The organism is Weissella kandleri (genome assembly GCF_045504165.1).
In the GTDB taxonomy this organism is placed as follows: domain Bacteria; phylum Bacillota; class Bacilli; order Lactobacillales; family Lactobacillaceae; genus Weissella; species Weissella kandleri_A.
The window spans coordinates 1-326 of record NZ_JBJJNY010000035.1; the positions used below are offsets into that span (position 1 = coordinate 1).

Below are 326 nucleotides of genomic sequence, written 5' to 3' on the forward strand. Positions count from 1 at the left end.
GCACAAACGGTGACTTATATCTATACCAAGAATCCTGAAAAGGGTGCAGATGTAACAGTTAAGTATGTCGATGAAAATGGTAAAGAAATTGCCAAATCAGAAGTGAAGTCAGGAAACGTTGGCGATAAGTATACGACTGAGAAGAAGGATATTACTGGATATACTTTCAAGGAAGTTCAAGGTTCAGCGAACGGAGAGTTTACTGATAAGGCACAAACAGTAACGTACATTTACACTAAGAATGATGATAATGTAAAGCCAACTGATCCAAGTCAACCAGCTAAGCCTGATACACCAGATCATTCCGGTGATAATAACTCAAATAC

General features: G+C 38.3%; 1 protein-coding gene. It reads left to right on the forward strand.

What is annotated here, in order from left to right; translation table 11 throughout:
- A partial coding sequence (locus ACJQWY_RS06905) for a MucBP domain-containing protein (RefSeq protein ID WP_407076994.1) occupies window positions 1-326 on the forward strand: 326 nt, incomplete at both ends.